Origin of the sequence: Kitasatospora sp. NPDC059803 (assembly GCF_042732255.1) — a bacterium.
Classification (GTDB): domain Bacteria; phylum Actinomycetota; class Actinomycetes; order Streptomycetales; family Streptomycetaceae; genus Kitasatospora.
Genome location: NZ_JBHWIJ010000186.1, coordinates 7,226 through 17,240, shown reverse-complemented (window position 1 = coordinate 17,240; position 10,015 = coordinate 7,226). Strand labels below are relative to the sequence as shown.

General features: G+C 69.5%; 7 protein-coding genes and 1 pseudogene. 2 read left to right on the top strand and 6 right to left on the bottom strand.

Annotated features, from left to right (window positions below; translation table 11 throughout):
- Nucleotides 1-89: 89 nt before the first annotated feature.
- Nucleotides 90-2,978 carry a trypsin-like serine protease gene (locus ACFV6I_RS25950; protein ID WP_159398638.1) on the bottom strand — a complete coding sequence of 963 codons (2,889 nt, stop codon included), beginning with the start codon at nucleotides 2,976-2,978 and terminating at the stop codon, nucleotides 90-92.
- Nucleotides 2,979-3,448: 470 nt separating this feature from the next.
- Between ACFV6I_RS25950 and ACFV6I_RS25945 the strand changes: the two genes are divergently transcribed.
- Nucleotides 3,449-4,060, top strand: coding sequence for a hypothetical protein (locus tag ACFV6I_RS25945; protein ID WP_063351879.1), 612 nt, complete (start codon nucleotides 3,449-3,451; stop codon nucleotides 4,058-4,060).
- A gap of 272 nt (nucleotides 4,061-4,332) precedes the next feature.
- On the opposite strand, the gene ACFV6I_RS25940 is transcribed toward ACFV6I_RS25945, so the two are convergent.
- The 3 genes from ACFV6I_RS25940 to ACFV6I_RS25930 all read right to left on the bottom strand — a co-directional run bounded on the left by ACFV6I_RS25940 (nucleotide 4,333) and on the right by ACFV6I_RS25930 (nucleotide 7,499).
- On the bottom strand, nucleotides 4,333-5,673 hold the full coding sequence (locus ACFV6I_RS25940) for an FG-GAP-like repeat-containing protein (RefSeq protein ID WP_380427922.1): 1,341 nt from the start codon (nucleotides 5,671-5,673) through the stop codon (nucleotides 4,333-4,335).
- Between the two features lie 57 nt (nucleotides 5,674-5,730).
- Nucleotides 5,731-7,074 carry an FG-GAP repeat domain-containing protein gene (locus tag ACFV6I_RS25935; protein WP_380427920.1) on the bottom strand — a complete coding sequence of 448 codons (1,344 nt, stop codon included), beginning with the start codon at nucleotides 7,072-7,074 and terminating at the stop codon, nucleotides 5,731-5,733.
- Between the two features lie 269 nt (nucleotides 7,075-7,343).
- Complete coding sequence (locus ACFV6I_RS25930; protein WP_380427918.1) at nucleotides 7,344-7,499, bottom strand: hypothetical protein; 156 nt, start codon at nucleotides 7,497-7,499, stop codon at nucleotides 7,344-7,346.
- Between the two features lie 339 nt (nucleotides 7,500-7,838).
- Between ACFV6I_RS25930 and ACFV6I_RS25925 the strand changes: the two are divergent.
- Nucleotides 7,839-7,982: pseudogene (locus ACFV6I_RS25925) on the top strand (IS256 family transposase); the annotation flags it as partial.
- Nucleotides 7,983-8,010: 28 nt separating this feature from the next.
- On the opposite strand, the gene ACFV6I_RS25920 reads toward ACFV6I_RS25925, so the two are convergent.
- Both ACFV6I_RS25920 and ACFV6I_RS25915 read right to left on the bottom strand, forming a co-directional pair.
- Entirely contained in the window at nucleotides 8,011-8,961 is a 951-nt protein-coding gene (locus ACFV6I_RS25920) for a MerR family transcriptional regulator (protein ID WP_380427916.1), read from the bottom strand.
- Nucleotides 8,962-9,258: 297 nt separating this feature from the next.
- Entirely contained in the window at nucleotides 9,259-9,705 is a 447-nt protein-coding gene (locus ACFV6I_RS25915; RefSeq protein ID WP_063351884.1) for a nitroreductase family deazaflavin-dependent oxidoreductase, read from the bottom strand.
- Nucleotides 9,706-10,015: the final 310 nt, after the last annotated feature.

Below are 10,015 nucleotides of genomic sequence, written 5' to 3'. Positions count from 1 at the left end.
TTGGTGTGGGGGGGGGGGGGCGGGGGTGTTTTTCCGGGGGGTCCCCGGCGCGGGGCCCCCGCGGGGGGGGGGCCCCCCGCGACTGCCAGTCACAGGCGGAAGGGGTTGCCGCCCTGTGCGGCGATCACGTACCAGGCGGTCGCCCCGGTGTGGAGGGAGGAGTAGTAGAAGTCGCCCTCCCCGGTGTCCAGGCCGTCGTGCGAGGCGGCGACGATGCCCTTGCCGTCCGTGTTGGCCGCACCGCTCTGGGCCTTCTGCAGGGTCGCCATCAGGGTCGCCGCCTTCGCGGCGTCGCCGTCCGCGCGGCGGACCTGATAGGCGGCCAGCAGGTGGGCGGTGCCCTCGAACCAGACGCCGCTGGTGTCCTTGCCGCTGAAGCCCACCCCGCTGTACGGGCCGTCGGTGGCCGCCATCCGCCCGGCCGCCCAGTCGACGGCGGGCGCGTAGGACGGGTCGAGGGTGGCCAGGTAGCTCCAGGTCTGCACGTCCTCCGGCTCGACGTCGTCGTTGGTGGTCACCCCGTCCAGGCCGGTGCCCGTCCACAGGTGGCCGTTGGCGGCCTGCACGGACTTCACGAACCGGAACGCGTTGGTGGAGCGCTGCGCCCAGCCCGCGTCGCCGGTGACGCCGGCGAGCATGGCGAAGAAGGCGCCGGTGTCGATGTTGTGCTCCGTGGCCTTCCAGGTGAGCGGGACCATCGTCTGGCCGGTGCCGTCGTCGTTGCGCAGGCCGCCGGTGTAGCCGCCGGCGCCGCGGGTGTCCGCGGTGTTGTTCTGGATCCAGTTGGCGGCCTTCAACGCCCCGTCCAGGAAGCGCTGTTGGCCGGTCACCCGGTAGAGCCGGGTGAGCGCCATGCCGGCCCAGGCCATGTTCCCGGTGTAGACGGAGAACCCGCCGACGTACGGCTCGCCGGACGGGGTCTTGACGAAGGGGTCCGGCTCGTAGGAGGCGCGGATGCGGCCGTCCGGGGTGATGTCGTGGGCCTGGGCGTACAGCAGGCTGTCGCCGAGCGCCGTGGCGTGGGCGACGTCGTCGGTTCCGCCGCGTTGCAGGAACGCGGTGATGACGAGCGCGTTGTCGTACGTGAAGGAGGCCTGGAAGCCGTCCGGGCCGAACAGCTTCGGGTCCTCGAAGTGCCCGCCCTGGTAGCTGCGGGGCACGCGCAGCGTGCTGCCGGTGCCGTGGGCGTCGAGGCGCTGGGCGAGGAAGGAGTAGGCCGCGTCCACGGAAGGCCCGGAGGGCTTCACCGGCGGCTGCTGGGACGGCAGGTGCAGGCTGTCCGCGGGCGGGGGGCCGGGCGTGCTCGGCAGGTCGGCGTCCTCGTCGCCGACCGGCACCAGTTTGAAGAGCTGGTTCTCGTCGTTGTGGTCGCACGGGGCGTTGCCGGGTGTCGCGATGCTGTTCGGCACACTCGCGCCGGGCCACAGTGCGAGACAGTTCCCGCCCTTGATCTGGAGGTGGAAGTACCAGTGGCCGCCCTCCCAGTCCGACATCTGGAGTCCGACGTCGGCGGACTGGCCCAGGTACTCGTTGGGGGCGGCGAGGTTCCGGAACATCCAGCCGCCGTCCGTCGTCTGGAGGATTTCCCAGTCGGCCCGCGGGTCACCGGGCTGGCTGCCGACGAGCCGGCCGCTCGGCAGGTCGTAGGCCATCGCCGCACCGTTGCCGTCGACCAGTTCGGTGTGGTCGTGCGGCTTGGGGTCGGAGCCCATCGCCACGCCCCCGCCGCCGCTGCCGTAGTCCTCCCAGCTCACGTGCCCGGTGCTCCAGTCGCGAACGCCGATCTTGGCGCCCAGCATGGGGAGGGCGTCCTCCAGGCCGACGAACATGATGCCGCCCGAGCAGGTGGTCGCCATCGTCTTCCCCGGCGTCTTGCAGCTCCAGGTTCCACCCGTGGTGGCCGAGACGATGCCCAGGGCCGTGATGTTGGGCGGCGCCCCCGGCAGGCCCGGGCCGCCTCCCAGCACGACGGGCCCTCCGCTGTCACCCCTGCGGGCCGCGATGGACGAGTTGTCGGCGGCGGTGAACTGCTTGAGGGCCTTCCACCCGTACATGTAGTGGTGCTCGATCTCGCCGCCCAGGTTGTCGGGACCCTTGGCGTAGTAGTCGGTCACCTTGGTGGTGACCTGGATGTTGCAGATCTCGCCCGAGCGGGAGCCCTCGTTGCAGATCCAGTTCCCCTCGTGCGCCACCTGCGCGGCGCTCACCCACTTCTTGGTCTGCGAGATGCTGGACTGGTCGGCCGCGCCGCCCGTCCAGATCTGCTGGTCCATCGTGATGTTCGAAGACGGCTTGATGACGGCCGCGTCGAGGTAGACGGGCCCCCTCTCGTCCTGGCGGACGATGTGGGGCGAGATCCGGGTGCCGATCGCCGGCCCCTGTCCGCCCGAATCGTCCACGCCGTACCGGACGTTGGTCTCGTTGTTCGGCATGAAGCAGTGGTCCGCGGTGAGCATGGCGTTCTCGTCGCGGTACTTGATCGCGAACGCCGTGCTGCAGAACGGTGCGATGATCTGCGCGCCGCCGGCACTCGGATCGCTCCGGCGCGAGGGTTCGCCGAGGCTGATCGACTCCGTGCCGTTCGCTTCGACCGTCACCGGAACGCTCACGGACGCCACCGCCCGCCGCAGCCGCTGTGCGTCGGCCTCGCCGCCCACCACGGTCGCGGTGAGGCCGCTCCCGTCCTGCGGCATCGCCACGTCGGTGATCCGCACTCCGACGGAATCGGCGATGCGCGTCACCTCGCGCGAGGCGTCCTTCAGGTCCTGCGCACTGTGCGGCGCCGACTTGACGTCGACGCGCACCGGGCTGTGCGCGACGACCGCCCGGACCTCGGGCGCCAGCTCGCCGTGCCAGTAGATCGTGAGGTGCTTCGTCTCGGGGGCGGCGACCACGCCGGCGAGGGCCTGGCTGCCGATCTGACCCGACACCTGTTCCACGGCCGAAGCGGTCTCGTTCATCTTGCCCTGGATGTCCATCAGTTGATGCCAGGACAAGAAGGGTGAAGGGCTCCCGAAGGAGTTCGCCACGGGCGCGATGCCGGGAGCCGCGAGCACTCCCACGACGGCGGTCGCGGTGGCGAAGGCCACGAGCGGCCTTCGCCACCTGCCCCTGCGGCGGGCCGGATCTTCGATGTGGTGGACCAACGGGAACTCCTCGGGGCTCGAAACTGTGGGGCGCCTCGGCGCCCTCTCACCCGTGCCTACGGGCGGGGGTGAACGCGCAGTTCAGAGCAGGTGCGGGTCGGCCGAGAACGCTTGCCGGTCCGTGGTTCGGACGCCCGGATGCCCGGATGCCACCGGCCGGTTCGCCGTTTGGCCACCGCCGGGCGTTCGGACCGGATCGGCTGCGACGGGACGTCCCGGAAACATCTAATTCGCACACCTCATCGCTCCCGGACGGGCAGAGTGGGAACCCGATCCGCCGAACAGTCGACCTGGAGGCTCCCGTGCTCAACCTCTCCCGCGAGGAACTACCGGAACGGCACCAGGAGTTGCTGGACGTCCTGGTGACACGGCATGACCTGGCCACCAAGCGCCGCCGTAACACCTCGTTCGTACTCCTCGACCACGACGGACGTCGCTTCGCCGTCTGTGAGTACGGAGCGCACTGGTACGAGGAAGGCGTGCCGGTGCACCTGGCAGTCGACCTGACCACGGGCAGCCATGTGTCGATCACCGCCTACCGCGCCTCCGCCATGTGGCCGGGAACGTTCTGGTCGTTCTTCGAACCCGGCCGCGTACCCTCCGACGACCCGGTGCGGGCCTGGCTGGCGACGCCGGCGGCTGCCCCCGGGCCGCGCCCGAGCGTCGCCGTGGCGTGGCCGGACCAACTCGAACGGTTCTGCGCTGCGGAGCTGGTCCGCACCGACCAACCCGAGCTGCTCGCACAGGCCGAGCTGGTCGCGGACCCGGAACTTCCCGAGGACCAGACCACACTGGTACGACGGCACTCGGCGGCGGCACTGCCGTACGCCGTGCTGTTCCGCCACGAGGACGCGCTGAGCGTCGTCAACAAGCTGATCGGCAGCGGCCGGGGCTGTCCGCTCCCCGAACTCTGACAGCGGCGCGCCCTGTCGATGGGTGCGCACCCGCCCCCTCCAGGGCGTCACCTCGCTGCCGCAGGTCCCGCACCAGGTACGGCAAGACACCTGAGAGCTACCTCGCAGGCCTTCACCTCCGCGCCCCGATGATCCGGCAGCGGCGGACCGCCCGTACGACGGTCTCGACACAGGGTCAGCCGGCGGTCGTGTCGAAGCAGTGCGCCTCTGACGCGAGAACCCGCCGGGCCCGGGGCGGGTTCTCGCGTCAGAGCGGGTTCGTCACCCAGGGTCTACCAGTCGGTGCCGATGTTGGCGCGGTTGCCGAAGGTGCTCTGGCCGGTGCCGGGGTAGAAGTACATGTCACCGGTGGATCCTTGGGGAGCCTGGACGGCTGCGATGTCGGTCCTGCCGTCGGCGTTGAAGTCGCCGCCGATGAGGTCGCGCATGATGTTCCAGCCGGTGCCGGCGTTGATCGGGGCTGCGAAGGAACCGGCGCCGTTGCCCGGATAGATGTACAGATTCCCGTCAGCGGTGCCTACCGCGGCGATGTCCGACTTCCCGTCACCGTTGAAGTCACCGCTCGCGAATTTACCCACGGTGTTCCAACCGGTGCCGGCGTTGATCGGCGCTGCGAAGGAACCGGCACCGTTACCCGGATAGACGTACAGATTCCCGTCAGCAGTACCGACCGCGGCGATGTCCGACTTCCCGTCACCGTTGAAGTCACCGCCGATGAGGTGGTCCAGGTTGTTCCAGCCGGTGCCCGCCAACCACGGCGTGCCGAATGCGCCGGCGCCATTGCCCGGATAGACGTACAGATTCCCGTTGGCGGTGTTCACCGCGGCGAGATCGACCTTCCCATCGCCGTTGAAGTCACCCGGTGTCACATTGCTGACCGTGTCCCAACCGGTGCCGATCAGACTCCGCTCACCGAACGTACCGACACCGGTACCCGGGTACAGGTACATCTTCCCCGTCGCCGCATCCACCGCCGCCAGATCGGTCTTCCCGTCACCATTGAAGTCAGCCGACGCAAAACCCGTCATCCCCACCGGAGTTGCCGACGGAGGCGTGGTGTTGTCCTCAACGACCTTGTTGAGACGGAGGGCCACGTAGCTGCTTGCCGGGTAGCTTGAGATGTTTCCGCTGTAGACGTTCCCGTTCCCATAGGTCACGTCGGTCCTCGGGTTCGACTGGTGGATGTAGGTGAAGTCCCCGGTCGCCTGGTTGTTCCACCTCACGAAGAGCACGACGTGGTCGCTGATGTTGTCCAGCGCGTCGCCGGGGCGGAGTTCGCTCTTGTTGATGCGCGTGCTCAGCGATCGGCTGTCGAGGGTATTGGTGGTCGGCGAGCCGAGCCCGGTGGCCGACAGGTGCCAAGCCATCGAGATGAACCCTGAACAGTCGGTGCGGTAGGTGTGGCCGTCGCCGTCCCCGTACGTCGCGCCCTGGTTGTACTGGACGTTCTGGGCGTCCCAGTACTGGGCGCGCTGCAGGATCTCGGATCGGTTGACGGGGCCTCCGAGGGAGGAGCCGGCCTGGGCGGGCGGCGCGGTCAGGCCCACGGCGGCCAGGGCGGCGATTAACGGAACGAGAACGGACGCGCGGCGGAAGCGGCTGTTCTTGGGCATGGCTGTCTACCTCGATCTGGTCAATGGTGTGTGTCGGCTGCTGGGTTGGGGGGGTGGCTACCAGTCGGTGCCGATGTTGGTGCGGTTGCCGAAGGTGTTCTGGCCGGTGCCGGGGTAGAAGTACATGTCGCCGGTGGATCCTTGGGGAGCCTGGACGGCTGCGATGTCGGTCCTGCCGTCGGCGTTGAAGTCGCCGCCGATGAGGTCGCGCATGATGTTCCAGCCGGTGCCGGCGTTGATCGGGGCTGCGAAGGAACCGGCGCCGTTGCCCGGATAGATGTACAGATTCCCGTCAGCGGTGCCTACCGCGGCGATGTCCGACTTCCCGTCACCGTTGAAGTCACCGCTCGCGAATTTACCCACGGTGTTCCAACCGGTACCGGCGTTGATCGGGGCCGCGAAAGAGCCGGCACCGTTACCCGGATAGATGTACAGATTCCCGTCAGCAGTACCGACCGCGGCGATGTCCGACTTCCCGTCACCGTTGAAGTCGCCGCCGATGAGGTGGTCCAGGTTGTTCCAGCCGGTGCCCGCTAACCACGGCGTGCCGAACGCGCCGGCGCCATTGCCCGGATAGACGTACAGATTCCCGTTGGCGGTGTTCACCGCGGCGAGATCGACCTTCCCATCCCCGTTGAAGTCACCCGGCGTCACATTGCTGACCGTGTCCCAACCGGTACCGATCAGACTCCGCTCACCGAACGTACCGACACCGGTACCCGGGTACAGGTACATCTTCCCCGTCGCCGCATCCACCGCCGCCAGATCGGTCTTCCCGTCACCATTGAAGTCAGCCGACGCAAAACCCGTCATCCCCAGCGGAATAGCGGGGCTCTGGCCGATGGCGTTGACGATCTTCTGCGCGTCGGCCGCCTGCCCCTGGTAGAGGCTGGGATAGGCCGACTGCTGGACGCCTTGGCAGACCTCGCCGATCGACTTGCTCTGCCACGTGTTGTTCGGATACGTCGAGAGCATCGCGCTGATGAACTTGCGGGTCGTCGTCGCCGGGTCGAGCCGCTGCGCGGTGGTGCCCCACGAGGCCCGCTGCTGGAACAGGCCGACACTGTCGTGGTCCTCCATGTTCGGGTTGTTCCGCAGGGTGGATTCCACGATCGCCGTGGTGATCGCGATGACCTCGGCCTGCTGCGGTAAGCCGTTGGCCCGCACGGTGTTGACGATGGCCCGGGCGCAGGACATCCGGTACGCGTTCATCGCGTTCCGCAGGCTGCCGGTGAGCTGTTGGTTCAGTTGGGCGGCGGCGGTGGTGTCGGCGGAGGTGACCGTGCCGCAGGACACATCGGGCAGGGTCGCGTGCGCGGGGCTCGTCGCAATCATCATCCCGCCGGCCAGGACCGCACTCACCGCGAGAAGTTGCAGGGCGTTGCGCACAGTCCTCTTCATGGTGAAACGTTTCCTTCGTTCGCAGGTCGGATGTGTCGTCGCCAGAGACCTGGGCCACGACAGGTCTCAAGGGCACTGAGGGAATTCGCCTTTGACCGTGCGCCGGACAGGGCATGGACAAGCCCGGCGCGCAACACGTGAGAGCGGAGTGAGAACGCCCCGGTTCGGCGACGGCCCCGGTTCGGCGACCGCCCCGGCCGCACGGCGCCATCGCGGCGACGGGCGCGGCGCCCGGGCCGGTGGCGTGGGGGTGGGCCCGAAGTGGGCTGCTACCGCCAGCCCATGGTGTCGATGCTCGCCAGGGGCGGCGTCGGAAGCAGGGTGGCGGTGACGAGCGGGGTGACGGTGACGAGCGGGGTGACGGTGACGAGCGGGGTGACGAGGGCGGCGACCGCGGCGGTCTTCGCGATGCGGGTGCGGATCATGGCAGGGCTCCTTCGGGACTCACGCGCAACAGGGAGTGGCCCGGATCCGGTGCGTCCCGCGGTGACGCTGCCCCGGTTCCTTTCGGCTGCGTGTCGCTGCCGTTGGGTACGATCCTGCCCGCCGACCAGTGGCCCAACTAGGGTTCTGTGCTGGCCTGAACCGGCCTTGGCCCAAGCCGTCCACCGTGGTCGGATGCGGACGCCCAGCGCCTCGGGCCGACGCATACGACTGCAGGGCGATCGACGTTCCGGAATGCGGCCGGTGACGGTTCGGACTGCGGCCCTGAACGTGGCGGCCATGGCCGACGGCCACCGCGAATCGTCCGAGGCGTGGACCGACTCGCGATGGTGTTCAAGCTGGTCGAGTCCGCCCAGGCCCGGTGGCGCGCCGTCAACGGCGCCCACCTGGTCGCGCTCGTCCGCGCCGGCGCTCGCTTCGACCGCGGCCTGCTCGTCGAACGTGCCGAGGCCCTCGCCGCCTGATCAGGGGCTGCGAGGGCCGGGCGGGAGGTTACACGGTGGTGGGGCTGCTGGTCCCGGCGCGCAGGGCTGCGATGAGCCAGGCGAACACGGGCGCAAGGCTCGGCGGGGCGGGCCATGCGTTGATCACGGTAAGGAGGTGCCAGTAGCGTTCCGCCCGAGGATCGTTGGCCGTCTCCAGACGCGTCAGCAACCACTCGCGCAGCTCGCCGTCGTCCGCACGGTTGAAGACTTGGGCATAGCGGGCGGTCAGGTCACCGACGATGGGTACAGCCTCGGCGGAGGCCGGGGCGATGCCGGCGTCGAGGGCGTCGCCGACCCGGTCGCGGACGGCTTCGGTGAGCTCCTGGTGCAGGCCGGTGGTGTCGCCCTGGGCACGCTCGTTCGCCTGGTGCTGGGCCATCCGTCGCACGGAGGCGCGGAAGTCCGGGTCCTGGGTGAGTTCGGCGAGTTCGACCCAGGCGTCGACTTGCTCGGGCTCGGGGTCGTCGGGCAGTTCGGGCATGGCCGAGCGCATCAGGGCCACGAGGTCGGGGTTGGCTTCGAGACCGCCGAAGGCGTCGTCGATGAAGTCGTTGACGAGGCGTCGGCGTTCGTCGTCGGAGAGCTTCGCGAGTTTGTGCATGAGGTCCATCTCCTTGGGAGTAGAGCCCCGTTTGGCCACCGCCCGCAGCACCGCGCGTCGCAGCCGGAGGGTGCGGATCTGCACCTCCAGTGCGTCGGCGTGGGCCGCCGCGACCGCGGACACCGAGACCTCCCGGTCCAGCACCTGCCGAATGACGGCAAGTTCCAGGCCCAGGTCGCGAAGAGTGCGCACCAGATCCAGGCGTGCGAGCGCAGTGAGGTCGTAGAGCCGGTAGCCAGCCGGGCTTCGGTCAGTCGACGGCACGATCCCGATGTCGGAGTAGAACCGTATGGTCTTGACCGTCAGTCCGGTCCTACGGGCCAAAGCCCCTATCGTGAAAAGTCCGTCGCCGTCCATGCCCCCACCCTCACGTCTCCCCCTGGTGGAGACTCAAGTCATCTTCCCTCCACCCACCACCCGCCACCCCACGGGACCGCTCAGCGGGCGTCGGTCTCGTCGACCAGGTACTGGAGCTCGTCGAAGATCGGGACGCCTCGACGGACCGGTCGGTTCGCCCGCTCCGGCCGGGTTCTCCGTTCGTGTCATGTCGCGTCATGACACGTCGCGTCGTGCACGGGAGCTGCCGTGCCGGGCGAAGTGCTCGGGCGGGAGGGCGGTTTCCGGCGCTCCGGGCCCCGCCCGAGCCGTTCGGGGTCAACGGCCGGCGGTCTCCGGCTCCAACACGAAGACAGGGATCACCCGGTCCGTCTTCGTCTGGTACGCGGCGTAGTCCGGCCAGACCTCGACCGCGCGGGACCACCACAGCTCCCGCTCCGCGCCCTCGACCTCACGGGCCGTCATGTCCTGGCGCACGGCGCCGTCCTGGAGCTCGACCTGCGGGTGCGCAACCAGGTTGTGGTACCAGGTGGGGTTCTTGGGCGCGCCGCCCTGCGAGGCCACCAGGGCGTAGGTCCCCTCGTGTTCCACCCGCATCAGCGGGTTCTTGCGGATCTTGCCGCTCTTGGCCCCCAGGCTGGTGAGGACGACCACCGGCACGCCCCGGAGCGTCGTGCCCTCGGTGCCCCCGGAGCCCTCGTACAGCGCGACCTGGTCGCTGACCCACTTCTCCGGGCTCGGTTGGTATTCGCCGCTAAGAGGCATGCTGTTCCCGTCCCACTCGATGAGGACCGCCGGCGGCCGACCTGGTGCCGTCCGCCCCGGGGCCCTCGCTCCGTTCGGCCGCCTCCATGATTCACCACGAGGCCGCGGCCCGGTAGGAGGCGGCGCGACGGCGGGGCGTACCGCCGCGGACCGGGCCGGTGGTGACGAGCGGTCAACGGTGCGGCTGCGGCTCCGGCGGCGCTGCGGCGGCCGGTTCAGGGCCCGATCGCGAACTGCCCGGCGCGGGGGGGGGGGGGGGCGCGGGGCGCCCCCCCCCCGCGCTCGGAGCGGGGGGGGGGGGGGGTTGTGT